The following is a 25943-nucleotide window of genomic DNA, read 5'->3' as shown; positions in this document are numbered from 1 at the left end:
TGCGTCACAGCGTCACCCACTCGGTTGGAAACAAATCCCGCACTTCTGTGCCACCAGCAAACCATTGCCGGGGTGCAATCACTATCTTTTCGGCAGACGGGTTCAGCCACGCCCCCCACCAGCTGAACGAACTATTCGCGATGATGTGATGTCTGCACATGCTCATGAGGCGCATATCGTTGTAGCTGTCGCTTCCGAAATTGTTGGTAATGTACTCGCAGGGGAATTCCAGCTTAAGGTTTTGTTCAACCCATTTAATGTCGTCCGAGAAAATGAAAATAGTGGGTTTACCAACACGCTCAGCTATATACCGAACGGCGCGAGAATAGTATTCAGTCGAACATGCGTGATAGGTTGCACTGTTTTTAGGATTGCTCACATAGTCACCTCGCCGCACATGGAGACTAATGGCGTTAAGCGCCTGGATCTTCGCAGCGTGTTCGAGGTTCTGCCCGTCCAATGGGGCCTTGAAGGTGAAGTCTTTACGAATTTGGGGAATACTGTCAGCAAAATACTTCTCTGACTGCCAATAACCCGATAGGTAACAGGATGCGTTCAATCCATCAAAGCCGGACCAGTACTGAAAATGCGGCTCAAGGATAAGTTGTTTGGCGCGTAGCGAAGCGAATAGCTTGCGAGCCAGCAGGGTTCTGAAGATGGGTACGCCCTGCCAGCCCAACACTTCTCGCACATCGCCATGAGAGGCAATCGGCAGGGACGGGCTGAAAACTCGAGATAGCTCGAACCCCTGATGCAAAGCGTAGCCCTGGAACCCCGTGATGTCGAGGGCCAATGCGGTATTGCGCTTTAAGGAAAGTGATCGGCCAGCGGCATATTGGAACATCTGGTTGCCAAGGCCGCCAATAATTCTTGAGATGACCATAAGAAGGCAAAAATCCGAAATTATCTTGGGGGGGTTTGCAAAGCCGGGGAACGCGATAGGTCACCCCAACGCTCGGGGTTGAACCTTTCCCGCACATAGTCTTCGATGCAAATAAATTCCCCCGTCCAGAACTCGCGCAGTCTGGCGATGTTGGCACGGGAGTATTCCGCCTCCTGGGTGACGCCGTGGTGAATCGCAAGCTGCGGAAATTGCGTCAGAACCAAACCGATCAATGTTGAGATTTTTGTTGCCTCACCCGTCCCGATGTTGAGATGCGAATAGCGGGCCGGAGCAGCCAGCAAATTTAGCACTATGGCGGCAACGTCGGACACATGGATAAAATCGCGCAGCATCCGCCCCTCATTATTGAGGGTGAACTCGGTGCCTTCAAGCAACGCCCGCTCAAGCTTGCTCAAGATGGAAAACCTGTCGTGCCCGCCGTAGGTATTGAACACTCGCAGAATCTGGTATTCCATGCAATTTGCCTCGCAAAACTCTGCAATCAGTTTTTCATTAAGGAGTTTGGAGACACCGTTAATACTAATCGGGCAGCAAGGGCCGTCCTCCGAAGTGCGCATGTCTTCGCCATAGACCGCGCAACTGCTCATAAAAACAAAACGGCGAATGCTGTGCCGTTTAGCCGCCTCCAGCAACAGAGCGGTAGCCATTACGTTCGAGCCCATTAGCCCCACGGGCGACACCGCAGCGCGCGTACGTAAATCACTCGCTGCGTGCACGATGGTGTCTGCCCCGTCCAGAGCAGTGTCCAGATCCTCCCAACCATCCCGCCCAAGCTGCGTGACAGGGGTTTTTGCCTGTCTGCGTATCTCGGTACCAAGATTGCCGTCAGCTCCGGTTAGCAAGATGTTCATTGGGTGCATGCTTCAAGTTTGAAATCAAAGCAATCACTCAAATTTTTTAATATGTCTCGAATCATTTCGCATCTACCTTTTCTTGCACAAGTCGGTAAAACAGCTCCTCATATCGAATGGCTATTGTCTTCCAAGTGAATTGTTGTTTCCAGGTTTCGCGCCCGGTTTGGCCCAGATGAGCCAACCGCGCAGGTTCGACCATCAGCGTCGCCATGGACGTTGCCAGAATCCGGTCGTCCACCCTCGTGTAGCCCCTCGAATCAACCGTTGACGGACAGACGACGCCCGCGCCAGTCCATTCAGCGATCTCCGCCGAATTGCCAGCCGATACCGTAAGGAAAGGGGTTCCTGCCGCAGCGGACTCAAAAAGCACCAGTGGCGAGTATTCAATATTTGAGGCCAATACGAACAGGTCAGCAGCAAAGAACGCCTGAGTCAGTTCGAGTCTCTCAAAGTCGGTCACCAGCACCCGCCTGTCTGTCTGGTTAGTACGTTGTGCACCCGCATATTCTGCAATTTTCTTGCGAATAATTTTGTCCCATACTTGGCGTATTGAATACGCAAACCCGCGCGACCTAACCAGCCCCACAAACTTGCGAGCAAGAGCTATCCCGCCGTTTTCAAGCCGCTGTATAACATTGCCATTAAGCAGCAGCGTTGCATGCCTTCCAGGAGGAATTTCCAACTGCGCAAACGCTCTGACCAGCTCGGCATGGCCTTTGAGGCCGGTGAGGCTACCCACTGTGAGAAACAGGAACGAGTCGTCCGGAATCCCGTGACGCACCCGAAACAACGGGTCAGCCGTAACATTGAACATGTCCTCGCTCGCACCGTTCGGCAGGATGGTGAAGTTTGTCAAACCATGCCGGTGTGCAAGGTCAATGTCGCGGTAATGGGTTGCGTTGAATACTAATTGCTCAAACTTGGCCAGTATCGCAGGCATCACTTCAAAATATCGCGCGTAAGCCGGTTCATAGAAATTGGAGAACCCGCAGGGTACCAATATCTTTGCGTAGGGAATTCGGTCCAGAACTGGCCAAAGGGCGTCAAATGTCCATTGCTGCGCCGCATAGACCAGCATTACATCGAAATCACTACTGACTACAAAGTCTTGGTAGGTAACAACATCACCGGACATACCCTCAACAAAATTGCCGCTTACGGCAAAGCTAACCACATGAACGCCGTTGAGCACCTCAAAGTCACGATTAGGCAAGGCACTTGTAGCCACGGTGACGGAATGACCACGTCTCACAAGACGCTCGGCGATCTGACGAATGACTTCCTGTACACCACCTACACTCGGCGCGTAGAGCTGGCAACAAAACAGTATTCGCATTGGGGCAATTTCGTTCACGCAGCTCCTTCAGCCTTTTTTCAGGCTACCCGCAGAGGCCCCAGCCCGTACAGCAAACCGCAGCCTTGGCGCTTGAAAAAGCGATAGCGCAGATCGCGGCGTGTTTGCTGAACGACGCGAATAGTCGGAGAGTACACGCAAAAAATCAACTACTAACATTTAGGGGATCTATGCATCTTAAGACGAGACCACAAGTTTTTTTATAAAACGATATGTTCCGGCAAGTGCATTAGCGAACGGATAACCCATACCAAGACGTTCTATCCTCACTTTGCGCACTTCTTCTATTGAGCGCTGATTATTTCCTGACGCGCCTCCACGCTGATGCAATGCTGTGATTGCATGGACTATTAAAAATCGCCGACGTGATAAAAAAGCTCGAAGGAAAAAATCATAATCCGATGCGATTTTCAAGTCCTCGCGAAATGGATTCACCATGAGAAGGGGTCTAGAAACAAAAGAGGAAGGGTGAGGAATCGAATTAAAAAATGGCAGCAGCCAGGGCTTTGCCACTAGCACTTCGTCCGGCTGACTCACCGAACCCACTAGGGTGGTGGCACAAAGCACCTCGGGCGATCGGTCTCGTAAAGTCTTTAATATCAGGGGGAAACCATCGGCAACCAGTTCGTCATCTCCGTTGATGAACAACACATAACGCCCCTGCGCCAACGCAACGCCCTTATTCATCGCGTTATAGATTCCGGTATCGGGCTCTGTAACCATACGATCTACCAGCCCACTGTAACCGGCTATTACTTCAAGCGACCCGTCAGTCGACCCACCGTCTACTACGATGTATTCGACATCAAAGCTTTTGATCGCTTTAACTGAATACAACGTCTTCCCTAACGTGGCTGCACAGTTTTTCGTAACTGTGACTATCGTCAACAAAATTGGGGAGAAAGAAATCGAATGGGGATCAGATAGTTTTGGACTCATGCGACATTTCGCCGAGCACCAGCAGCTCGATCATCTGATGGAAATCGGTTTTGGCCCTCCAGCCCAATACCTGCGCCGCTTTGACCGGATCACCAGCGCTATAAACGATGTCGGAAGGCCGATACAAGGTGGGATCGGCGTCCACATGATCTTGCCAATTCATGTCAAGGCGAACAAACACCTGCGCCAAAAAGTCCTGCAAAGTGTGGGTTATGCCAGTCGCAATCACATAGTCATCAGGTTTGTCTAATTGCAACATCCGCCACATTGCATCTACAAAATCAGGCGCCCATCCCCAATCGCGTGCAACGTCCAACCGACCAAGCTTGAGCCGCTCTTTTGACCCTGCTTTAATACGACAAGCCGTAGAAACAATCTTGCGGGTAACAAATCGATTCGGCCGCATTGGTGACTCGTGATTAAAGAGTATCCCGTTGCAGCAGAATAGCTCATAGGCTTCACGATAGTTGGTGACCAGCCAGTGCGCGGACGCCTTGGCAACCCCATAAGGACTACGCGGCCGGAAGGGAGTCAATTCGTTCGCCTTTTCACCCGGCGTCAAATCGCCGAAACACTCGCTGGAGCTGGCGTGGTAGATCCTCACAGGTCTGCCGAGAAAACGTACGGCTTCGAGCAAATTCAGCATGCCCAAAGTGCTACTTTCTATGCTTTCGGCGGGCTGGTCGAAGGACAAACCGACGGAGCTCTGCCCCGACAGAAAATATATTTCATCCGGCTCGGCGCGCGACAGAGTGTTCAATACGCTGCGAAAATCGCTCTGCGCCATCGACACCATGTCGATATCGTCGCGTATACCCAAGCGTTCGAGATTCGAAAGATTGGCAATCTGCGCGTCGCGCGAACTTCCCCAGACGCGATAGCCTTTGCCCAGCAACAATTGCGCTAGATAGGCGCCGTCCTGGCCAGACACCCCGCAAACTAAGGCCCTTTTCACAGCAAGCTCCGATAAACCATCATAGTTTCCTGCGCGCACTTTTCCCAGCTGAATTTTCGGTATTGCTGCCTGCCTAGCTTCACCAGCTCGAAGCTACGCGAGGGAGACTGGGTGACACGCTCCATCGCTGCCGTCATCGACTCCACCCTCATCGGATCGAAATACTCGCCCGCATCGCCAACGACCTCGGGCAGCGAACTGGTATCGCTCGAAATGACTGGACATCCCATCGCCATGGCCTCCAGCGGGGGGATACCGAAACCTTCGTATAGTGACGGATATACAAACGCCGCCGCGCCGCGGTACAAATTCGCCAAAATTTGATCGCTCCCCGCACGATGAACCAGTCGATCGTCGTCCAAACCCAGCGATGCGGCCATTTTTTTCTCTTCGACCTGAAAGGGCCCGCCGCCGAAGCAAACAATATCGAATTCTGCCTTCAACCGGCTCGAATTGGCGAAAGCCTTCAAAAAACCTGAAAAATTCTTGTAGCCGTCGCGATTGCCTACATAAAGCAAGAAAGGCCGCGCGAGCGTCGGAATCTCCTCCTGTAGGGGTTCGTGACCCAGAAAGGCGACATCTGTGCCTAGATAAATGACAGACGTCTTTTCCTTCGCTACACCGCAGAAATCGATCAGGTCGCGGCGCGTGCTCTCCGAAATACAGATAACGTGATCGGCGCGCAAGGCAGCAGCCTTCTTCGGGCCTGTCGTTCCTTCACTGTTTTCGAACATGTTGCCGTAGCGCTCGTGGATCAAATCGTACACCGTCAGCACACGCTTTGCACCGCGCGGTCGATAGTCGTCCGAGGAGTAATAAGTTTCGTGCAGTATGTCCGGCCTGTATTGATTGATGCCGAAACGCGCCAGTCGCTTGCTCATCGCCATGGCCACACGTAGCAGTTTAGTGTTTACCTTGGGCAGCAACAGACCGCCGCCAGCAAGGCCATGCATCGCGTCAAGGTTTTTGTTGAAATGCAGCGGCGCGATAATGCGCGCCTCCACCCCTTCCATCTGCACAAAGAATTTGGCGAGATTGCAGAGATAACGCGAGATGCCGCCATATTCCTGCAGCAGGAAGACCTGCTGATCGAAAGCAACTTTCAAAACCCGACTTTCTTCGACCGGCGCCATTCAACGGAATAGATATCTCGGCACTCGGCCAGCGTAGTGACGTCGTTGGTCTCCAGATTAACCAACGGAAGGCTTGCGATAATGTCACCGCGCGCCACTCCACTCGTAAACAACAGCGAGCCATCCGCGCCGCGCGCCTCTCGGACATTCGAGGGATAGGCCCAGATGTTCTCGATCGCGCTACTGATCACGGGGGCGTGGTCGTTACGCACGAAGAAGGCGTTGCAACCCGTCGACGCGGTGCCGAAGAAAGTGTAGCCCTTCTTCTTGGCCAACGAAATCATCGCCCGCAGCGATGCCCCAAAGTAGAGATTCGAATGGTGGACCCGCGTGCGCTGGAAATCAGCCTTGTAAGGCACGGTCAGCGAGAGCAGATCGCCGAACACGGCGTTATATTCGCAAACGACGATGACTGGGCTGGTAGCCTTGATGGCTTCCCATACCCAGTAGTCGTTTCCATCGATATCTACGCTGAGCAGACCGATCTCGCCGCCAAAGCCCGCCTCAGTGAGCAGGCTGTCGACGTTGTCGCGGTCAATGAAAGCGCATTTTGCGCTGAGCTCGTGCCGCCATGACACATTCTGGCGGCGGATGTCATCGATATGGCTGATGGAGCCGTCCATGACCAAACCGCGCCAGTTGCGCAACTGCAACAACAGACGGGTGTTCGATTCGAAGTAGTTTTCGACGCCGAATTCGACAAAGGTAGGTGGAATCCCAGGCAGGCGCTCGACTAGCCAGTCGATGATGCCGTCCTCGCCCCATTGCGAAAAAGCGCAGAACTCGACAACGCTGAGCGCCTCGATGTGCCCCATTCCACGATTAGTCCGGGCATGCGAGAGCGCCTGCAACACCAACTGCCGCTCGGCAAGATTCCGCAGCGGCAGGTTGGCATTACTGAGCAGGTTCTGCACACGCCGTTTGAAGCCCGAAAAAAAGCTCATGATCACCCTGCGGTAACTTGCTTGCGCTTGAAATGCGCACAATAAAACTGGTACAGACCAGAGTGCAACTGGTCAACTCCGGCTTTGAAATTGAGTTTCAATAGAGTGCCGAGCAACGCAGCCTTTTGCCCGATGGAAAAATCCTCCGCGAACTGCAGCGCAAAAAGGCTCATGCGGTAGAAAGGCAACAGCCACTCGATCCTACTGTTGCGGAAGGCGCTGTAAGAGCCGGCCCGGCTACTCACGCCATTGACCCCGAAGACAGTCAGTCCCTTTTCCGTGCGATGAACATTGCCGCGACTAGCAAGAAACAAATCGATGGCCCAGTCGGCAGCGAGAAAGTGCTGACCTACGACCGGACACTGCCTGATCACGTCGGTACGCATCACCGAATAGAAGATTCCGTGCGAAGACCAGCAATTGTCAAAGAAGGCGCGGAATCTTTGCTCCATGCTGCCAGTCATCGAAAACGTGACATGCTTGTCTTCGCCTTCAAGGCAATTGGGGCTGGTCGAAGCGACATAATCAGGATGGTTTTCAAGGAAAGCCACGTTCTCGGAGAGAAAGTCCGGGGTTCTGAAATCATCGCTGGCCGCCCACATGAAATAGCGGCCGCTGGCCTGATCGAGGACATATTTGAAATTGCCGACCGCGCCAAGGTTTCGCGCCTGGCGGAAGTAGCGGACGCGCGAATCGCCGCTCGCATAGGACTCGCAAATAGCCTGCGTGCCATCAGTGGAGCAGTTGTCCGAGATAAGCAGCTCGAAATCACTTAAGGACTGGGCGAGAAGGGAGTCGAGAACCGCCGCCACCGTCTGCTCCCCGTTGTAGACAGGAAACCCGATCGAAACGAGAGGCCGCGGCTGCCTCGCGCTGAATTTCGCTTCGTTATCCGGAGGCTCGAGGCTCACACGCTACGCCGTTTGAGATAACCGTGAGGCGCCACCGTCACCAGTAATTTGTCTTGGACGGCCCGGTCGATTTCAAATTCCTTGTGCGTTTCAAGATACTTCCAGACCGCCGTTTTAGGGTTATTCCCCGGGCCCCAGGGGCGGTCAAAGCTCAATTCCTGTGGCATGTCCTCGACCACCGTGTCGAAGACCACGCAATAACTGCCCACGCTGGTGAGCGGTGCGTAGGCTTCCAGCTCACCGAGCACATGATCGTGCGTGTGGTTGCTGTCGAGGCAGATCAAAATCTTGGAATACCCGGCAGCAATTGCCCTCACCTGCGCAACGACGTCGGGGGCGATGCTCGAGCCCTGGATCATCTGGATGCGCGACGCCATTGGGTGGGCTTCTATCGCTACACGGTTGTGTTCCCGGATGTCGATGTCGATGCCCAGTACCTTGCGCTTCGAAACCGCGGGATCGAGTTTTTCGCCGCGTTCGATCGCCTCGTTAACGTCAAGCATCGCCAGCATGGAGGCGCTGAAAATCAGCGAGCCACCGTGGGCGATACCGGTTTCGATGATCAGGTCGGGTTTCACGCTCCATACCAACTCCTGCATGGCTACCATGTCTTGCGGATACTGGATGATGGGCCGACCCTGCCATGCGAAGTTGTATGAATAACCGGCCTTAATCGTGGACAGCAGGAAACCGCGGGCCGCGTCCTGCAGTTCCTTGTTACCCGGCGCAGCGGCAATGCGCTCTGCGACTTCCCTTGAAAAATCAGTCATGATCCACCTCAATGTAGGTGTAGGCATTGTTAGACATTTTCTTAATTTCCTCGAGGTAATTCGAATTCATCACATAGATCGGCGCGCCCGCAGGAAGCTGCGCAAGCGCCTGCTGCGGTGACTGTACCAGCAGCCCGGTTGCCGCCAGGTACTTGGTCTGCTTCGCAGGATTGATATCGATCACGGTCCCAACCGCGTGCCCGGAGCGCGCGGCCAACAGGGCGAAGATCACACCCTTCGATGCGCCGCCCCAGATGGCGGAGCATCCGTCTGCGGCCGTCCGTAGTTCGTTCAGTCCGCGCAAAAAATTCACCGGAAAGTGCACGCGGTCCGCCATATCGATGGTGGGCGGTCGTATTGACCCCAGCTCCACGACGACATAGAGATACTGCCCGCCGAACAGATGACCGCTTTCGATGACGCTGCCGAACATCCGCGCAAAGTCGGAAACGCGGAAGTAATTAACGTGCTCGTAAAAAACGTCGAACCAGGCCCGGTGCTCGCAGATCCAGTCGAAGCAAGGCACTTCAATGTAGATTCTCCCATGCCCGCCGTTGGCTTCTCGTAAATGGTCCAGAAATTCGTACGGATTCTGGATGTGTTCGAGCACATGGCGCAGCACCAGACCGCGCGCGCGAATGCCGAGGCCGGGCTCGAAATAGTGCTTGCGCACGCGCGGATTGTCACCCTCGTAGGTAGGGTCAAAACCGGTGACGTCGAAATTTCTGGCCAGCAAGGTCTCCAGGAAAAAGCCTTTGCCGCAGCCAACCTCCACCAGTTCCTCGCGGCCCAGGCAGCGCTCGACGATGCCGGCAACCGCGCCCAGGTGTTGCATGAACACGCCGCTGACCCCCTGCTCGTTCTGGTAATGGGCGTCGTAAGCCATCAGTTCGGAACTGAAGGCAGCGTTGTAGACGAGGCCGGTTTTCAGATCTTCAACCAGGCGGATATCTCCCCTGGGACAATTCACGGCCTCGGCTTCGCTGTCGTACATGCGGTTCTGGAATATGGGCAGTTGCAACTGCTCGTACAGCACTTGGGTGGCTTGGTTCTGTGTCATCGCGGCTCCTGCGCAATTCCAACCACGCAGGGCGGGTCGGTGATGTTGTCGGGTCGCACACCAAACTGCAGTAAATCGGGCCGGCCATATTCCCGGGCGATGCCTTCCGCCATTTCCCTGACTGTGACCGGTTTGCCAGAGCAAATATTGATGGCTCCGCTACGGGTTCCGAGGGCGGCTTCGGCTATCAAGAAGCCCGCCTGCGCCACATCAAGGAAATCGCGGATCTGGTTGCCGCTGGTCAGCTCCGCCGGTTGGCCGGCGGCCAGGCGTGCGCGCAGGTAGGGCACGAGACGGCGCGCATCCTCGCCTTCGCCGTACAGATAAAAAAGCCGGCACCAGGCGAACCCGACGTTCTGCGTCGGCAGCCAGCTGGCCAAAGACAGCCAGGCTGCGGCCTTCGCGCCTGCATAGGGCGTCGTCGGCAACAAAGGCGTGTCGACGGAAAGGTGTCCGCCGCGCATGTCGTATTCGAAGCAGGTGCCGAGACCGACGAAGCGCCGTACGCCCGCCTGCGCAGCCCCCCGGGCGAGCTGCAGCGTGCCCTGCAGGCAGTCCATGTTCGCGGGTGACTGCAGATACTCGCCGGGCTCGGCACACCAGGCGGCGTGGACCACCGTGTCAATCCCGCAGCAAGTCTCTTGCCACCATGCCGCACTTTCGGCGAAAAGATCAGGCGTGCTGAGGCGATCTTTTGGCGCACCGACGCCAAGCCTGTCTTCGGTGCCCGTCCGGATCACCAGACGGACATCGGCGCCGGCGCGCTGCAACGCCGCCAGTATCTGGCGGCCGACGAAGCCGGTAGCTCCAGTGAGCAGGACGCGTTGAGTCATGAAACTTTAAGTTCGGGCACGGCGGTGACGAAACGCGTGCCTTGCCGGGCCAGCGCGGCGTTCTGAAATCGAACTTCGGCGGCGATATTCCACGGCAGGATCAACAAATAGTCGGGGCGGCGCCGTGCCAGTTCGACCGGCGCCAGAATCGGAATATGGCTGCCTGGCATAAATTTGTTCTGCTTGGCCACAGCGGCATCGCAAACGAAGGGCAGCAAATCCGGTTTCACGCCAGCATAGTTGAGCAAGGTATTGCCCTTGGCAGCGGCGCCGTATGCGGCCACAGTTTTTCCTTCGCGCTTGGCCTCAATCAAAAAGGCGAGCAGCCCATCCTTGACGCGGTCGGCACGCGCCTGGAAAGCGCGGTAAGTAGCCAGATCGCGCAGGCCGCCGTCGTTTTCCTGCTCGCGCACCGCAGCCACTGAAGGGTGCTCTGCCCGCCCGTCTTCGGCATGGCAGCCGTAGATGCGCAGGCTGCCGCCGTGCGTGGACAGCGTCTCGACCTGCCAGACGCGCAAGCCCGCCGCGGCGAAAATGCGCTCGACCGTGTACAGCGAAAGATAGGAAAAATGCTCGTGGTAGACGGTGTCGAATTGCGTCTGCCCGATCAGTTGCAGCAGATGCGGGAATTCGAGCGTGATGCAGCCGGCCGGCTTCAACAAGGCCTTGAGCCCGCGCGTGAAGTCGTTGATGTCCGGTACGTGGGCGTAGACGTTGTTGCCGGCGATCAGGTCGGCCTGCTGGTCGGCAGCGGCAAGACGCTGCGCCAGGACCTCGCCGAAAAATTCCCGCAGCACAGGAATACCGAGCTTTTCGGCGGCGGCGGCGGTACTCGCCGTCGGTTCTATGCCCAGGCAGGGAATGCCCGCGGCGACATAGTTCTTGAGCAGGTAACCATCGTTGGAGGCGACCTCGACCACCCGGCTTTGCGGTGTAAGCCCCAGCGCGGCAATGGTCTGCTCGGCGTAGCGGCGCGCGTGTTCGAGCCAACCGCTGGAGGTGCTGGAGAAATAAGCGTAGTCGGCGCTGAACAGCTCGTCCGCCTGTGCGTAATCCTCGGTCTGCACCAGCCAGCACGCGTCGCAAACCAGCAGGCGCAGCGGGTAGTACTTTTCCGGCCGGGCCAGGTCTGCCGCCTTGAGATACGCATTCGAAGGCGGCGCGAAGCCGAGGTCGAGAAAACCGTGTTGCAGCGGTGTCTCGCAGTGACGGCACTTCATGGAGTCAATCCTGTATATGCCTGCGTGAGCAGAGCGTGTTGCGCGTCGCGCAGGGAAACTTCAGAGACGGCCAACGGCCAGGCGATGGCGAGCGCAGGGTCCTGCGGCTGCAGGCCGTCTTCGGCGTCGGGCGCATAGGCGGCTGAGTGAAGATACAGCAGCTCGCAATCTTCGGTCAGCGTCTGGAAACCATGGGCAAAGCCTTCGGGGATCAGGAAAGCGCGGTGATTACCGGCGGACAGTTCCACCGCGTGCCACTTCAGGAAAGTCGGAGAGCCGGCGCGTAGATCCACCGCCACATCCCAGACCGCGCCGCGCAGGCAGGACACCAGCTTCATCTCCGCATGCGGCGCGCGCTGGAAGTGCAGGCCGCGCACGGCCCCCTGTTTTCTTGTCTGCGTGTGGTTGATCTGCGCGATGCCTCCGATCCAGCCGGCCGTGGCAAGATCGCTCGCGCAGAACAGGCGCGAAAGGAAACCGCGCGCATCGCCGACCGGCTTGCGCTCGATCAGCTTGAGGCCGGCCAGCGGCGTGTCGTGGACGAGAAACCGGCTCATGCGGCAGTCGTCCCCTGGGTCGCCTCGTAAGCGGCGATGTCGGCAGCGCACAGGGCTGTGGCCTCGCTGCCTTGTGCCTGCAGGCGGTACCAGTCCATGGTGCGGCCCACGGTCTGCGCCAGATTCCAGCGCGGCGACACGCCCAAATGTTGCTTCGATTTGGTGATCTCCAGCGACAGCCAGCCGGCTTCGTGCGGTCCATCGCTGCCGTCACCCCAGTTGACTTCACCCCGGCCATAGACCGAGCGCGCCAGTTCGATGACTTCGCGTGCCGGTGCGGCCTCCCGCGTTTCGGGACCGAAGTTGTAGGCACCGGCCAGCCCCGGCTGCTGCCACAAGGCTTCGGCCAGGCGCAGGTAGCCGGACAGCGGCTCGAGCACATGTTGCCAGGGACGAACACCCTGCGGACGACGCACCTCGAGCGGTATGCCCTTGTTCCATGCGCGGATGGCGTCCGGAATCAGCCTGTCGTCAGACCAGTCGCCGCCGCCTATGACATTGCCGGCACGGGCCGAAGCCAGGGCAACGCCGCGCTCGGCCAAGTAGGCGTCGCGGTAGCTGGCGATGATGATTTCCGATGCCGCCTTGCTGGCGCTGTAAGGGTCATGCCCGCCCAGCGGATCAGCTTCCGTAAAGGGGCGTTGCTGCTCGAGGTTTTGGTAGACCTTGTCCGTGGTCACGACGACGGTGACCTTGACCGATTTGCTTCCGCGCAGGGCGTCGAGCAGATTAGCGGTGCCCTGGATATTGGTCGCAAAGGTGCGCAGCGGCTCGCGGTAGCTTGTGCGCACCAGCGACTGGGCCGCCAGATGCAACACGATGTTCGGCGCACTTTGCCTCACTAATGCAGCCAGGGCCTCGCTTTGGCGAATATCGCAAAAATGGCTCTGACAGCGCGTGTCTATGCCTGCCAGCTCGAACAGATTGGGTCTGGCTTCCGGCGGCATGGACACGCCAACCACGTCGGCGCCCAAGCGGCGCAGCCAGAGCACCAGCCAGCTGCCCTTGAAGCCGGTGTGACCGGTTAGCAGGACACGCTTGCCGCGCCAAAAGTCCGGCGAGGGATTGGCTTGCGTTATTGCCATATTTTCCACGGGGCCCTGCCTGAAGACCAAAGCTCCTCCAGCATGTTCTTTTCGCGCAGCGTATCCATTGGCTGCCAGAAGCCGGTGTGCTCGAAAGCCATCATCTGCCGGGCCTCGGCCAGCTTGCCCATGGGCTCGGACTCCCAGGGCGTCTGGTCGTTCGCGATGAGGTCTATACATTTGGGCGACAGGACGAAAAATCCGCCGTTGATCAGGCCCCCGTCGCCGCGCGGCTTCTCGGTGAAGGCCGTTACGGTATCGCCGTCGCGCTGAAGCGCGCCATAGCGGCCGGGCGGCTGCACCGCGGTCACGGTAGCGAGCTTGCCGTGCTGTCGATGGAATTCGATAGAGGCCCGGATATCCACGTCGCTCAGCCCGTCGCCATAGGTGAAGCAGAAGCTTTCCTCGTTCTTCACGTAGTCGGTCACGCGCTTGAGGCGGCCGCCCGTCAGAGTGTCTTCGCCAGTATCCACGAGAGTGACACGCCAGGGCTCGGCCTTCTGCTGATGCACCTTCATCTCATTGTTGGCCATGTCAAAGGTAACGTCGGACATGTGCAGGAAGTAGTTGGCGAAGTATTCCTTGATCAGATAGCCCTTGTAGCCGCAGCAGATAACGAAGTCGTTCACGCCGTGGGCAGAATAAGTCTTCATGATGTGCCAAAGTATTGGCTTGCCGCCGATCTCAATCATTGGCTTGGGTTTGAGATGGGTTTCTTCGGAGATGCGCGTGCCCAAGCCCCCAGCAAGGATGACCGCTTTCATGGCTTTTCGCCCAGGAATTCGGCCACGGTTGCACGCCCGAAATGAGAGTAATCCATTCTGAAGTCTCCAGATGCGATGAAGCGTTTGAGTGCGTTATTGATCGACGCATGCAGGGCGGGCGACCAGTCTTCCTGCCAACGATCGAACACCTTGGGCTCGAACTGTCCGTAGTAACCACCAAGGTCGTCGACGGCCTTGTCGTAGTTGGGAAGGAAAATATTCTCAGTGTTGAAAATATGCCGCATGAAATAGTATTCATACACCTGCTGCTTGTCGATTTCAAAGCTCTGGTACGGGACGTTCTTCAGAAGCCGCTGATACTCGTCCCGACTTTTAGCATGCAGGCTGAAGTCATAGGCGATATGCGGATTAGATTGCGATGCGCTGATGACCGGAATCCCCAGCGCGGCATATTCGAACGCGATCGTGCCGTATACCGTCAAAGTCAGACCGATGCCTTCGGCGACAAGCTGCATGTGCGAAGCATCCGAAGGCAGCAAGGTAAGGCGCGGATACTTTGCAATAAACCCATCGATGACTTCCTTGGTTCCCGGCAGATAGTCCGGATGGGTCTTGATGTACCAGTCATAGTCGGTGACTTCCGTCATTTTTCCGAGGAAATCGAGCCACTCGTAAAAGTCGGGGAAGACATTGTCGCCATAACTGTGTGGGCTGTCGAAAAAACAGTGGGTGGCGATCAGGACTTTCGGGCGGTCCGTCTCGCGCAGCAATCGCGCATGGCGCGCCTCGCCATAAGCAGACTTGGTGGAGTAAGACATGTCCACCCCGACCTCGCCTGAAAAACGGCGGTCGATCCGGCTTTCTGCCTGCGCAACACCAGCCTGCCGAACGGCGAGCGGGAGGGCCGCAAACTGTTCCCTGAAATAGAAAAAATCGTTGTAGGCGAACAGGTTTTTTTCCGTCAACCGGTACACATGCGTCACCGTCGCCTGGTAGACCGGTATCTTGTTTCTGACCGCCAGGCGCAAGGGCATCGCCAGGTTGTAAACGCAATGGCTGACGTTGATCGCGCGCACGTCATGAGTTTTGATGTACTCGTCCCAAAACACAAACAGCCCGAGGGATTCGAGCAAAAACTTCTGGAACTCGAGCGAGCTCAACTCGACCGTGGGCCTCTTGTATTCCATCAAATAATGGTCATAGATCAGGTCGCCCACACGCACGCCGTCTATGGTGAGCGCTTCAATATCCCATTTGTTTTTCAAGGTAGGGAAGACGGATGCGTAGATCGACGCGGCTTTCTTCTGATGTTTTTTTGCCAGCGTTATCGCAAAAAAACCGACCGTTCCGAACGAGCGGTAAGTTCCGAACGGTTCTTTGCCGGCCAGCCTGTTGATGTAGAAATCCAGCTTTTGCTTGAGGCTCTTGAGCGGCACGGGACTGTAGGCTACGATTCTGGCATCACTGAGGTCGGCCAGCACCGTTGCCAGATAACTGTAGGCAATGTGCGCAGAACGGGTCAGGTTCAGTTCGATCAGCACTTCCGGTACACGCGAATTCCCCTTGTCCGCCCGCGAAAAAACACGCCTGTTGTGCTGCATGAAACGTTCGACGGCCGCAGGCGGTTTCAGGCCTTTGATACGGCGGGAAAGTCTCGTGAAGAAATTTAGTAGGCCCATGGCGCAATCTGGTTTTATCGATTTAACGGTTCTTGGCAAACAAGAGGGAAGCGACACGCACGCCATCGGAAACAACATCGTTCGGAATGGTCGCGACCTGCAGGAATCCCGCCTTGAGGAGTGCTTTCATCGATCCCACGTTGGTCTCATAACAACCCGCGCCGATTTTCACCAGCTTCAGGTGATCCAGCCCGAACTGGGCAACCGCCTGTATCGCCTCGCTAGCGTAGCCTGCGCCCCATGACGAGCGATCCCCTATCAAAAATCCGATTTCCGCACGTGCGTGTTCGAATTTGAGGGGGCCCAGTTTGATATTGCCGATGTGCCGGCCCGTGTCTTTGCGGAAGATGCCGAACATCAGCGTGTCCGTGCTGTCGTTAACGTTTTTGACAAAGGCGCCTAGCTCCTCCAGGCTGCCGGGTTTGGAAAAGCGTACTTCCAGATAGCGCAACACCTCGGGATCACTCAGCCACGACAAATAGCATTCCGTGACGTCCGCCGATGTCAGGTTGCGCAACTGAAGGCGTGCGGTCTCGATAGGGCCGTCAGTCATCATTTTTATTGTCTCTCATTGAACGAATCAAACCACCTTGAATGGCAGGTCGTAATTGCTCAAAAATGCTTTCGCCCGCAGAGGGTTGCTGTCAGAAAAGTTAAACAGGCTGCCACAAGCCAGCGCGCTGACGTCTGTCGAGAGGAAGGCCTCTTTCAGGTGGTTGTAGTTTCCCGAACCGCCGCAACCGATGATAGGCAAATTTGAAACCTTGCAGGCCAACCGCAGCAAGTCGATATCGAAGCCTTCCATGGTCCCGTCCTGGTTGATCGACTGGATCAGAAACTCCCCGGCACCGGCAAGCTGGCAATTATGCATATGCGCCTGCAGCTCCACAGGCTCCAGTTGTTGCCCGGAATTCGACCACGCCGTGTAGTTACCGTCGGCAGACCGCTTGACGTCGATCGCCACCACCACGGCCTGCGAGCCGAACCGGTCTGCCAAGCCGCTCAACATCGGCTTGTCGGCGTAGGCGGCGCTGTTGATGACCACCTTGTCGGCACCGTGCTGGATCAGGTAGGCCGCGTCGTCGAAGCTGTGGATGCCGCCGCCCACGGAAAGCGGCATGAAGCATTCCCTGGAAACCTTTTGCATCAGATCGGCCAGCGGTTGCACCGAAGCGCGGTCGCGCGCGATGTTGAGGAAGATCAGTTCGTCGGCATATTGCGAGTTATAGACCGCAGAACTCTTGACCGGATCGCCGACGTCGCGCCAATCGGCAAAACGTTTGCTTTTGACGAGACGGCCGTCCATCAGCAACTGGACGGGAATGATGCGGCGCTTCAGCACTTTCCATCCCAGTTGCAGAAATTCTCGATCAGGCGCAAACCGTTCACCTGACTCTTCTCCGGATGAAACTGCACACCGACCACGTTGGCGCGGCCGACAACAGCCGTCACCGGCCCGCCGTACTCGGTGCTAGCCAGAAGATCTTCTTCCTGCTCGCACACCGCCGCGTAGCTATGAACGAAATAGAAATCCCGGCCTTTTTTGATGCCCTGAAAAATTGGGTGCGGCCGGGTCATGTTGAGGATGTTCCATCCGACATGCGGCACGCGCAGGCCCTCGCCTTGCAGGCGAGCCACCTTGCCGGCGATCAGGCCAAGGCCGTTATGAACGCCGCCTTCGTCGCTAATTCCCATCAAGAGTTGCATGCCCAGGCAGGTGCCCAGCAAGGGCCGGCCGCTGGCGACAAAGTCCAGAATGGGCCGCTTCAATTCGCGGGCCCCTATTTCGGGCATGGCCGCGCTGAAGTTGCCGACCCCGGGAAGGATCAAGTGGGTGAGGTCGTCAAAACCGTCCTGGTGCTCCACGACAAGCGGATCGAAGCCGAGCTGGTACACCGCGTTTTCTACCGAACGCAAATTGCCCATGCCTATATTCAGAACACCGATCATGTCTTGGATGGCCGCAGGTTTTCAGCGCCCGCCGCTCTTCAGGATCGGAACCACTTTGCGGCGAGGCCCGATATTTCCATCGGGTTCGCGATACCAATTTTCGAAATCGGAGGTCTGCGGGGAGTACTCCGCATTGAAGTCGGGCTCGTAGGGCGGGACCACGGTCTTGGCGACGATCTGGTTGAACTCTTCTTCGGTCAGCCCGACATAATCCAGGAATATCGGCAGCGAATGCGGCTTGCGGCCTTCGTGTTCGTCGATAAGCCGGCGTGCTTTTTCCGGGCTGATACGCCCATTTCGCAGGTCGAGTGCCGTCATTTGCGTCACCCGCCCGTAGCCCCGTTTGAGGTACTTGATGTAATCGCGCACGCCTTGCAGGTGGCATTCTATTTTTTCGTACGGGTATTCAGTCCAGGGGATACCCTCCACCTGGTCGCCTTGCCAACCGAGCTCGTCCTGAATCAGCTTCACCTGCTTCTTGACGTCCCAGGGAATGTAGGACCCCAGGCAGACGGAGCGGTATTTCAGCTTTTTCAGCTCCCGCAAGGGCGGGTAGCTGAACGGCCTGAAGTCCCGCGGATCGAAGTCGAAATCTCCTGAAATCATTCCGGCCATGTCTTCGGCTGTGATGCCCAGGTTGGTAGATCGGTTGAACTTCTCTTCATCGACCTCTTCGATTTCATCGTCCCGGTAGTCGTAGTAAGCGGTGTATTCAGATGACGGCTCGCCCCAGAAAAGCAGGGGGACCTTGTGCTGAAGGGCCACATGCATCGGGTAGGAATAGATGCCGGTATGGCAATGCCAGCAAAAGTCGCCTTTGCGCACCAGGGCCTCGAGCATCAGCCGTTTCACCAGTTGCCAGTTGGGCGTGAAGCTGACAACGTCCACACCCAGTTTGCGAAAAGTGCGCTCGTTGTTTTTCAGAAGGCCCTGGCGCATAAAACCGTGGTTGAACTGCACCACCAGCGGCTTTATCTTGAATTCCTTCATCAGGTAATGCAATGTGAAGGTGCTGTCCTTGCCCCCCGAGAACGGCACGATGCAGTCATAGTCGTATTTGCCGCGGTACTCCTCGATCAACAGGCCCAACTGTTCCCGTCGTCCTGTCCAGTCGACGGCCTGATCCTTGAATTCTTTCTGGCGACAGATATTGCAGACGCCACTTTCATCAAATTCAATGGTTTCGTATGTTTCTGGCAGATTGCATGCCGTGCAGTGTTTGAGCATTACGCCTCCAATACCTTCAATTCATGCCCCTGATGCGGGTCCGATTTCTGATGTCAATGACTTGCGACGGTGCCCGCCAGTCTGTTGCCTGCGGTTCCGGATACCTAAATTCGTTCAATTGTCGCGTGAGGCAAAGGCTGCGTCTTTGCGCCGGGCGGAATGCAACTGACGACACGTTTGCCGGCCAGCAAGCCCACCACCATGGCCATAGTGGCACAACCCACCACCACATCGCTTTCTACCACCTGTGCCAACAGCGTCTTATTCTCGCCGGTGACGATCGGCAGGTCATATTCGTCTGCCGCCCACAGGTACTTGTCACGCGACTCCTGGGGATGGGGCCGTACGATGATGCGTTCCACCTGCGAACTGATGCGTCCCACATTGGAAAGGAAATAACGCAAGGCGTCTTCCTCCGTGTAGCCCCAATACAGGGGATCGTTGTATAAAGCCAGCCCGTCCTCACGTAGCGGTTCGCACACATACAGCAGCACCTCGCCGGCACCGGCAGGACGCTGGGGGACCGGGACCGCTGCCAGCTCTTTCTGGATGTCCTGAAAGTACGCATTGGGCACCAGGACAGCCTTCGCCTCGGGCACCTCTTGACCGGCGCGGGCCAGACCGAGCTCGTCGCCTACCCAGACCTCGTCCGGAAAGGCCCATTGACCATGCCGGAAGAAGCGCTGGCGGTAATTTATCCAATGGTCGAGAACCGCGACCACCCGTTTTCCAGCGCCGCGGGCCAGCACAATTGCGCGCCATTCAAGGTCGGATAAAAAACTGGTTCCGCAAAGTATCCAGTCGGAGCCCTCTATCAGTTCTTCCAGAGGCATCGCTTTGAAAAACCCGAACTTGCGCTCAAACACGTGACGCGCCGCGCCCTCGAGCGTGCAACCGAACGCCGCCCCTTGCTGCCTGAGGTGGCTGGAAATTATTTCCGCAGCACCTGCATCATGAGCAACGACTCCTAACATCGCGCTACGGCATCCGGCGTTGAAACTCTTCTCGCAGAACGCCGTATTCCAGCATGTCGACCCACTCACCATCCAAAAACAGGTGGCGGCGGCGGGCGCCCTCCCGCACCATGCCCAACTGGGTAGCCAGTTTTTGCATGCCGGCATTGGTCGCCGCGGTTCCGCAATAAATACGTTCGAGGTTCAGTTTGAAAAAGCCGTGCCGCAGCAAAGCGTCACCGGCTCTCAGGCCGACAGCTTTACCCCAATGGTTTCGGTTGCCTATCAGGATGGCGAATTCGGCGTTGCGATTGACAAACGAGATGCCCTGCAAACTGATGTTACCGATGTGCCCGTCCTTGTCGTGGCAAATGGCCCAAACCAGTTGGTCCTCGCGGTTCAGGTTCTGATAGAAAGATCGAAACCAATCGGCATTTTTGGCGAACTTGCCGTGTGAGTTGTACCTGCACACTTCCTGATCTTCGAACCACCCCGGATACGGTCCGTCGAGATCGCACTCCTGCAACGGCCGCACCATGTAGCCATCACTCAATGTGTAGATCATCGCAAGGCCTCCATGTTGCGCCACACCTTTTGAAATGCGGCGATGATCATGTCCACCTCGGCCTCATTGAAGTTGAAGGAGCAGATTCCAAAGCCAAGAAAGCTGCGGTCGTGCAAATCCTCCGCTACCGGGCAAATGCCTTTGCTGTAGTCAACATCGCGTCTGCAAATATCAGATGTCCACGGAAAACCTTTTGTACCGTAAGCCTGTTTCCTCTGATACATAGGTAGCAGATGAATGTTTTGATAGCTGGCTGCCAACGCTGGCACGCCCTCTGCGGTCAACGCCTGATGAATTTTGGCGCGGTCAACGCCAAGCAGAGCAACATCAAGCTTCATCGAATAGACGTAGTAAACATGCGTGCAATCCGCTTTCACTACCGGAAGCGTGAGGCCCTTGAGCCCGGCCAAACCGCGATCAAGTCGATGGGCAATTTTTTGGCGAGATTCGACCTTTGCATTGAGCTTCTTGAGTTGTTCAATGCCAATCGCACATTCAATTTCACCCAACCGCAAGTTGTGCCCGATCATGTTGCTCAGGTTGGTAACACCCTTGTCTTCAACCACCACTTCAGCGTGATTGCGAATCAGACGAAGGCGATCTGCGAGGTCATCGTCGTTGGTTACAGCAATGCCGCCCTCACCGGTATGAATATGCTTGTGGTAATTCAGGCTATAGCCACCTATGTCGGCCAGCGTTCCCGCATAGCTACCCTTGTATTTCGCTGAAGGCGCCTGCGCGGTATCGGAAATGATTTTTAGTTTGTACTTATCAGCAATCTTCCGCAATGCATCCATGTCAGCGGAATGCCCGGCAATGTCGACCGACATGATGGCGCGGGTGTACGGGCTTATGTTGCGCTCCACCGATTCCGGATCAAGGCAAAAAGTAGTGGCTTCGATGTCGGCAAATACTGGTATCGCATTCCAGTGCAGAATCGCTGTCGCACTGGCGGACATTGTCCACGGGCTAACAATGACTTCATCTCCGGGCTCTATGCCAACTGCGCCAACGGCGGCAACCAAACCAGATGTCCACGAATTAAATGTAACGGCGTTCTTGACGTTGAAATAGCTCTCGCACTGGCGTTCGAACTCCTGCACCTTGGGGCCCCCGAAGAAATCCGGATCCCAACAGCCAATGAACTGGGACAGCACGCCGCTTTCCACCACCTTCTTCGCCGCCTCGACCTCTTCGGGACCGAGTGGGTTGTAGCGGCTGAAGGTCTGAGTGATCAGCTTGGGTCCACCAAGCAGGGCGAGCGTGTCGTTCGCGCTCTGATTGTTCATAATGCTGCCTTCATTTTCAAAAGCGATTCCAGGGTTTGCAGAGCGTCTTCGCCACTGCACAAATTCGTGGGTTTGCCGCGTAAGCGAAGGCTCACATTATCCGTCACCTGCCATTGCAGTGCGCGGCTTTCAGTGACGACTCTTTCTCCGGGCAGGGACAATACCGTGTACTCCGGAAAAGCCGGGTCCGGGCCTGCAGCTTGCCAGAGGATTTTTGCCCCCCCCTGCTCATAACGCAAACAGCCATTGGGAGCGACCAGTTGAATTTCGTGGTGGGAGAAATGCTCCTCACTTGCCGCCAGGAAGGTTACTTCACCGCCGGCGAATGTCACCTGGACGTCCGGTTCGATGTCCCGATCGCCCCAAGCGCGTCCGGGATTGATGACCATGAATTTTTCGATGGGCCCAAGCCAGAATTCCAGCAAATTCGAGAAATGCGAGCCGTTGTGCAGCAAGCCTTTGGTGTACCAGAGCACGCCTTTTAGCGGCATGGCGATACGCCCATCCTGCAGGCGGCGCCTGATTTCGAGCACGCCCGGCTCGACCCGGCGTAGGTAGTTCACATACAGCAGGCAGTCGGCTTCGCGGCAGGCCGCTACCATGGCGGTGGCCTCATCCAGCGCATAGGCTAGCGGCTTTTCGCAGAGGATAAGCCTGGGTCTGGCGTACTGCAGCGCCATACGCACGGCTTCGGCGTGGTATGCCGTCGGTGCGGCGATCACCACAACTTCGGGACGGACCGTGGTCAGACCCTCGGCGAGGTCGCCGCCGGCCCAGCCGCCGTAACGCTCCCTGAATCGGGCGCAGGCAGTGGCGTCGGGATCGACGCCGCCGGCCAGTTCAAAGTCGGGGTGGCTGGCAAAAGCCCTGGCATGCGAAGAAACGACCCCGGGATCGGCCGCATCGAAGTCGTAACCCATGCCCACCTGGCCCAAACCGATGAGGAGGACTTTGTGCTTCACGTCGGTCGCAGGTCTTTGCGCTTGACCATGTCGTTGACCCCAAGCAACTCGGGGTTCACACGCAGGAAACGGATCACGTCGCCGCAGCCGAATAGCGGGTTCTCCTTACCGAGATTCTCGATCAGGGTACGTATCAGTTCGTAGTCTGCGGGCTCGTCCAGCGTGAGCCCCAGGCCCGGCCAATGCAGCGACGGCGGCGCCACCAGATAGGCGTGCGGGAACAGCTGCGGGTTGTTCACTATATGGCGCGAGACGTGTTCGCGATCAAGAGGATCGTCGGTCATGGAAAACGATTTTTTCAGAGCATCCAGCGTGATCACCTGGGTGTCCATGCCGTCCGGATAGCTGCTGAAAAATGAGTTGGCGCAGTACGCCACCTGGTGGTGCTTGAACACGCGTATGGTCTGCTCGACCAGGTCGGGGTCGATGATGGGGCAGTCACCGGTGATCTCGACCACCACGTCGGCCTGGGCCGACTCGGCGGCGCCAATGACGCGCGCCATGACGTCTTCCTCGCTGCCGCGAAACACCCTGATGCCGTCTTTTTTGGCAAAATCGACGAGTATGTCATCGGCGGCGTTCACAGTGGTGGCCAGCACGATCTCGTCGATCGAGGGAGCCGCCTTCAGGCGGCTGGTCAGGTGAGCAAGCATGGGGCGGCCCAGCGCCGGCAGCATCACCTTGCCAGGCAGTCGCGAGGAGGTCATGCGCGCTTCGATGGTTGCAACGATTTTCATGCTTTGTCTCTATTTTGCGGAGCGTGCAGCACGCACGCGGTAGATCGCCTCGGCCAATTGCCAGTCCTGCTCGTCGTCGATATCGATGGCTGTCCCCTTGGGCAGCGCATAGCCGATGAATCCGCTGTCGGAGCCGGCGCCCTGCGATTCGAGTACACGCGCTGCCGGGAAAGCGGCGAAGCTGCCGGCGTCGAAATAGTGTTTCTCGAGGTCCTGGGAACGCACCGCGAACATGCCGGCTTGCACCGGCGTCAGCGCGCCGCTCTCGCCACGGCTGAAGGCCCATTCGATCGGGGCCGGGTATTCAGAGACGGCCAGCAGCGGCTGCTGTCCGCCCGACGCCTCGAACAAGCCGGCAGCCTTGCGCAGATCATCGGCGTCGACAAGTGGAGCGCAGGCCATCAGCAGCCAGATTTCGTCGAAGGCCTGGCCGCGCCGAAGATACTCCTGGGCCGCATGGCGCAACACCGGCATGACGGGCGTGTGGTCGTCGGCCAGCTCGTCCGGGCGCGGAAATTCAGGCGGAAAACCGAAACCAGCCGCCACATTGCAGATACTTTCGCTTTCGGTAGACACGTGGATTGTGGAGAACAGGCCGCTGTCGCGTGCCGCGCCGAGCACGTGCGTGATCATGGGCCGGCCGCAGAAATCGCGAATATTCTTGTTGAGGATGCGCTTGGACCCACCGCGAGCAGGAATGATGGCAAGACGCCTCATGGCTTCACCTCGATCCCGCTCTCAATCAGCGAAAGGCTGCGTTCACCGCAGTTAAACAACATATCGATGGTGGACATATAGGGCATGAAATCGCCAAAAGGTTGCGGGTAAACCGGGTGCTTGAATTCGTAGTATTTCACCGGCACACCGATTTTTTCAAAGGCGTCGGTTTCGTCTAGGTAATCTTTCGATCCTGGCGGGGAAATGTAGCTGCTGGCACCGAGCTCCCGGCACAGAGAAGCCAGCAACTCGCCCTTGGCACCGCTACCGCCCAGCTCGCTGGATCGCAGCACCTGAGTGGTGATGCCGAGCTGACTCTTGAGCCAAAGAATAAGGCTTATGGTCAGGTCGGACAAGCGCGGGCTGGGGTTGTCCAGCAGCGGCAGCAAGTCGTCCGCATAGGCCTTGAAGAAAGGCGTTTTGGCGTAGCTCATTTCGATGGTCTTGCGATGCGCCAACGCGAAATTTCCAGTCCTATCGACCTCGACTTCAGAGATGAGCTGATCCCGTTTACCTTTCGAAAGGACCGGCACCGACAGCCATTGCACACCATTGGCGGCCTTGATCTGGTTGCGCTGTTGCCATGAGCGGCGCGCGAACTGCACCGAATCGAGCAGTACAAAAACATCCACGGCCTGCATCAGGCCGAAATATCCGCACCAAGGCAAATAGGTGGGCTGCATGATCGCAACGCGCATCATTCGGTCACCGCCAGCCCGATGCCCTCGAAGCCATAGTTGTTCCCGTTATAGAACATGAAGCGCATGCCGTCGTGTTTGACGACAGCAGCATATTCAGTCATTTCACTGTCAAACCCCGAGGGGCTAACGTCGATACCGGCGAGGTGATCGAGGCGTTCCCAGTTGAGTCCGTCCTTCGATTCGGCGTAGCCGATCCGATAGTCGGCGCTCTTGTAGGAAAACCACATGCGCCACAAGCCGTCTTCCAGAACCACATAAGGTCGTGCCAGCGCATGTTCATTCTCATCCCTGAAATCGAGGCAGACATGGCCTTCGCGCACCCAGTGCTTGCCGTCCCGGGAATAGCCAGTCTTGATGTTGTAGCGCGGCAGATCCTTGTGCAGCCACTCGTGACCCGACACGTAGAAGATGCGGTAGCCGTCGCCGTCGCGAACCACCCAAGGGGCGGTGTTCAGGTAGGGGTCGGTACGCGTGCGCTCGAGAATAGGCGCGCGCGACCAGCGTTCGAAGGTCTTACCTTGGTCACTGCTGATCGCAAGTCCGCCGAAGATATGCATGCGCACGGTGGAGCCCGGATTCCAGCCGATGTAATACAGGCCCAGTTCGCCGTCCGGCAGGTCGATCACACAGGACGGCGTCACGCCGTTGTCGTCAAAACAACCCAGTGCGCCCGGCTTTAGCACCGCCTCGGACGGGTAGTCGACGACACGGCCGTCGCGATTCAGGTCCACGATCGCATGGCCGATATGCGAGCGGTTCAGGATATCGCGGCCGGAGAAAAACACCTTCACCAGGCCGTTCCCCAAAACATGGGGCGTAGGCACCATGCAGTGGGTCTGCGCCCAGGACAGGCGCGGGTCCGGTTGAATGATCAACCCGAGCTTGCGCCACCGCTGCACGCTCCTGTTCTGCATCACGT

At 57.1% G+C, this 25943-nt stretch carries 28 protein-coding genes; all 28 read right to left on the bottom strand.

Annotated features, from left to right (window positions below):
* Nucleotides 1-4: 4 nt before the first annotated feature.
* Entirely contained in the window at nt 5-883 is an 879-nt protein-coding gene (locus ABI660_RS07000) for an alpha-1,2-fucosyltransferase (RefSeq protein ID WP_348066290.1), read from the bottom strand.
* Between the two features lie 20 nt (nt 884-903).
* Nucleotides 904-1764 (bottom strand): SDR family oxidoreductase, encoded by an 861-nt coding sequence (locus ABI660_RS06995; protein ID WP_348066288.1) that lies wholly within the window; start codon nt 1762-1764, stop codon nt 904-906.
* Nucleotides 1765-1816: 52 nt separating this feature from the next.
* Nucleotides 1817-3112 (bottom strand): glycosyltransferase family 4 protein, encoded by a 1296-nt coding sequence (locus tag ABI660_RS06990; RefSeq protein ID WP_348066286.1) that lies wholly within the window; start codon nt 3110-3112, stop codon nt 1817-1819.
* A gap of 177 nt (nt 3113-3289) precedes the next feature.
* Entirely contained in the window at nt 3290-4051 is a 762-nt protein-coding gene (locus ABI660_RS06985; protein WP_348066285.1) for a glycosyltransferase family 2 protein, read from the bottom strand.
* Nucleotides 4032-5045, bottom strand: coding sequence for a GDP-mannose 4,6-dehydratase (locus ABI660_RS06980; RefSeq protein ID WP_348066284.1), 1014 nt, complete (start codon nt 5043-5045; stop codon nt 4032-4034). The genes ABI660_RS06985 and ABI660_RS06980 overlap by 20 nt, the downstream gene beginning before the upstream one ends.
* Nucleotides 5003-6139 carry a glycosyltransferase family 1 protein gene (locus ABI660_RS06975; RefSeq protein WP_348066282.1) on the bottom strand — a complete coding sequence of 379 codons (1137 nt, stop codon included), beginning with the start codon at nt 6137-6139 and terminating at the stop codon, nt 5003-5005. The genes ABI660_RS06980 and ABI660_RS06975 overlap by 43 nt, the downstream gene beginning before the upstream one ends.
* Nucleotides 6109-7083 (bottom strand): hypothetical protein, encoded by a 975-nt coding sequence (locus ABI660_RS06970; RefSeq protein ID WP_348066281.1) that lies wholly within the window; start codon nt 7081-7083, stop codon nt 6109-6111. Before ABI660_RS06970 ends, ABI660_RS06975 begins: the two co-directional genes overlap by 31 nt.
* 2 nt (nt 7084-7085) lie before the next feature.
* Nucleotides 7086-7994, bottom strand: coding sequence for a glycosyltransferase family 2 protein (locus ABI660_RS06965; RefSeq protein WP_348066280.1), 909 nt, complete (start codon nt 7992-7994; stop codon nt 7086-7088).
* A complete protein-coding gene (locus ABI660_RS06960) occupies nt 7991-8764 on the bottom strand; it encodes a cephalosporin hydroxylase family protein (RefSeq protein ID WP_348066278.1) in 774 nt (257 codons plus the stop codon). Before ABI660_RS06960 ends, ABI660_RS06965 begins: the two co-directional genes overlap by 4 nt.
* Entirely contained in the window at nt 8757-9824 is a 1068-nt protein-coding gene (locus ABI660_RS06955; RefSeq protein WP_348066277.1) for a class I SAM-dependent methyltransferase, read from the bottom strand. The genes ABI660_RS06960 and ABI660_RS06955 overlap by 8 nt, the downstream gene beginning before the upstream one ends.
* A complete protein-coding gene (locus ABI660_RS06950) occupies nt 9821-10657 on the bottom strand; it encodes an NAD(P)-dependent oxidoreductase (protein ID WP_348066276.1) in 837 nt (278 codons plus the stop codon). The genes ABI660_RS06955 and ABI660_RS06950 overlap by 4 nt, the downstream gene beginning before the upstream one ends.
* A complete protein-coding gene (locus tag ABI660_RS06945; protein WP_348066274.1) occupies nt 10654-11877 on the bottom strand; it encodes a class I SAM-dependent methyltransferase in 1224 nt (407 codons plus the stop codon). Before ABI660_RS06945 ends, ABI660_RS06950 begins: the two co-directional genes overlap by 4 nt.
* Nucleotides 11874-12434, bottom strand: a complete 561-nt coding sequence (locus tag ABI660_RS06940; RefSeq protein ID WP_348066272.1) for a dTDP-4-dehydrorhamnose 3,5-epimerase family protein — start codon at nt 12432-12434, stop codon at nt 11874-11876. The genes ABI660_RS06945 and ABI660_RS06940 overlap by 4 nt, the downstream gene beginning before the upstream one ends.
* The gene (gene rfbG / locus ABI660_RS06935; protein WP_348066270.1) at nt 12431-13519 is read right to left on the bottom strand and encodes a CDP-glucose 4,6-dehydratase; all 1089 of its coding nucleotides are present in this window, start codon (nt 13517-13519) and stop codon (nt 12431-12433) included. The genes ABI660_RS06940 and rfbG overlap by 4 nt, the downstream gene beginning before the upstream one ends.
* Nucleotides 13510-14283, bottom strand: coding sequence for a glucose-1-phosphate cytidylyltransferase (rfbF, locus tag ABI660_RS06930; protein ID WP_348066268.1), 774 nt, complete (start codon nt 14281-14283; stop codon nt 13510-13512). Before rfbF ends, rfbG begins: the two co-directional genes overlap by 10 nt.
* Nucleotides 14280-15923: a hypothetical protein gene (locus ABI660_RS06925; RefSeq protein WP_348066266.1), complete on the bottom strand. Its 1644-nt coding sequence runs from the start codon at nt 15921-15923 to the stop codon at nt 14280-14282. Before ABI660_RS06925 ends, rfbF begins: the two co-directional genes overlap by 4 nt.
* 22 nt (nt 15924-15945) lie before the next feature.
* Nucleotides 15946-16476: a GNAT family N-acetyltransferase gene (locus tag ABI660_RS06920; RefSeq protein WP_348066264.1), complete on the bottom strand. Its 531-nt coding sequence runs from the start codon at nt 16474-16476 to the stop codon at nt 15946-15948.
* A gap of 27 nt (nt 16477-16503) precedes the next feature.
* Entirely contained in the window at nt 16504-17265 is a 762-nt protein-coding gene (locus ABI660_RS06915) for an imidazole glycerol phosphate synthase cyclase subunit (protein ID WP_348066262.1), read from the bottom strand.
* Nucleotides 17259-17873, bottom strand: a complete 615-nt coding sequence (gene hisH, locus ABI660_RS06910) for an imidazole glycerol phosphate synthase subunit HisH (protein WP_348066260.1) — start codon at nt 17871-17873, stop codon at nt 17259-17261. Before hisH ends, ABI660_RS06915 begins: the two co-directional genes overlap by 7 nt.
* A 21-nt stretch (nt 17874-17894) precedes the next feature.
* Entirely contained in the window at nt 17895-19100 is a 1206-nt protein-coding gene (locus tag ABI660_RS06905; protein WP_348066258.1) for an N-acetyl sugar amidotransferase, read from the bottom strand.
* A gap of 104 nt (nt 19101-19204) precedes the next feature.
* On the bottom strand, nt 19205-19966 hold the full coding sequence (locus tag ABI660_RS06900) for a hypothetical protein (protein WP_348066256.1): 762 nt from the start codon (nt 19964-19966) through the stop codon (nt 19205-19207).
* Between the two features lie 112 nt (nt 19967-20078).
* Nucleotides 20079-20618: a GNAT family N-acetyltransferase gene (locus ABI660_RS06895; RefSeq protein WP_348066254.1), complete on the bottom strand. Its 540-nt coding sequence runs from the start codon at nt 20616-20618 to the stop codon at nt 20079-20081.
* Entirely contained in the window at nt 20615-21907 is a 1293-nt protein-coding gene (locus ABI660_RS06890) for a DegT/DnrJ/EryC1/StrS family aminotransferase (protein ID WP_348066253.1), read from the bottom strand. The genes ABI660_RS06895 and ABI660_RS06890 overlap by 4 nt, the downstream gene beginning before the upstream one ends.
* Nucleotides 21904-22827, bottom strand: coding sequence for a Gfo/Idh/MocA family oxidoreductase (locus tag ABI660_RS06885; RefSeq protein ID WP_348066252.1), 924 nt, complete (start codon nt 22825-22827; stop codon nt 21904-21906). Before ABI660_RS06885 ends, ABI660_RS06890 begins: the two co-directional genes overlap by 4 nt.
* A 38-nt stretch (nt 22828-22865) precedes the next feature.
* A complete protein-coding gene (locus tag ABI660_RS06880) occupies nt 22866-23606 on the bottom strand; it encodes a glycosyltransferase family protein (RefSeq protein ID WP_348066250.1) in 741 nt (246 codons plus the stop codon).
* A 9-nt stretch (nt 23607-23615) separates the two neighbouring features.
* Nucleotides 23616-24323, bottom strand: coding sequence for an acylneuraminate cytidylyltransferase family protein (locus ABI660_RS06875; protein WP_348066249.1), 708 nt, complete (start codon nt 24321-24323; stop codon nt 23616-23618).
* The gene (locus ABI660_RS06870; protein ID WP_348066248.1) at nt 24320-25024 is read right to left on the bottom strand and encodes a WbqC family protein; all 705 of its coding nucleotides are present in this window, start codon (nt 25022-25024) and stop codon (nt 24320-24322) included. The genes ABI660_RS06875 and ABI660_RS06870 overlap by 4 nt, the downstream gene beginning before the upstream one ends.
* Complete coding sequence (locus ABI660_RS06865) at nt 25021-25938, bottom strand: hypothetical protein (protein WP_348066246.1); 918 nt, start codon at nt 25936-25938, stop codon at nt 25021-25023. Before ABI660_RS06865 ends, ABI660_RS06870 begins: the two co-directional genes overlap by 4 nt.
* Nucleotides 25939-25943: the final 5 nt, after the last annotated feature.

Origin of the sequence: Polaromonas sp., from assembly GCF_039930745.1 — a bacterium.
Taxonomy (GTDB): Bacteria; Pseudomonadota; Gammaproteobacteria; order Burkholderiales; family Burkholderiaceae_C; genus Polaromonas.
The sequence above is the reverse complement of the archived record's forward strand: the minus strand, read 5'-3'. Positions and strand labels throughout refer to the sequence as shown.